Here is a 411-nt window from a genome sequence, read left to right as displayed (position 1 = left end):
CGTTTCAGAATTGAAGTCTTATGCCAAAGAAAATGGCATCGACATCAAGGGTCTTTCTTATAAGGATGAAATTCTTGCTGCAGTTAAATCTGCATCTGCGGAGTAAACATGGTCAATATTAGTGGATTTGGCACAAGCATTAGAATTGTCGCTCTTCAATCTTTTCCTGTTGGGCTGAATATCAGTTCTTTGTCTGATGACCAGGATTCGCTAATTATTGAGGAAGTTGAATCAGTAGGTTATCAACTTACTTACGACGGCGGCATTTGCATATACGACAAAGCCGCCGTCGTTCGCGTATCCATTGCGGTCATTCCAAACACTGAAGATGACATAAATCTTAAGCTTTTATTATCTGCCCGTAAAGGTGGATTCAAGTGGTTGCCAATTCAGGATGTGACATCGATGCTC

1 protein-coding gene is annotated in these 411 nt (G+C 41.1%); it reads left to right on the top strand.

The window, feature by feature from the left end:
* Positions 1-108: 108 nt before the first annotated feature.
* The coding region (locus tag Y887_RS20555) for a phage tail fiber protein (protein WP_046965633.1) at positions 109-411 on the top strand (303 nt) is incomplete at its 3' end.

It is taken from the genome of Xanthomonas pisi DSM 18956 (genome assembly GCF_001010415.1).
Taxonomy (GTDB): Bacteria; Pseudomonadota; Gammaproteobacteria; order Xanthomonadales; family Xanthomonadaceae; genus Xanthomonas; species Xanthomonas pisi.
The sequence above is the reverse complement of the archived record's forward strand: the minus strand, read 5'-3'. Positions and strand labels throughout refer to the sequence as shown.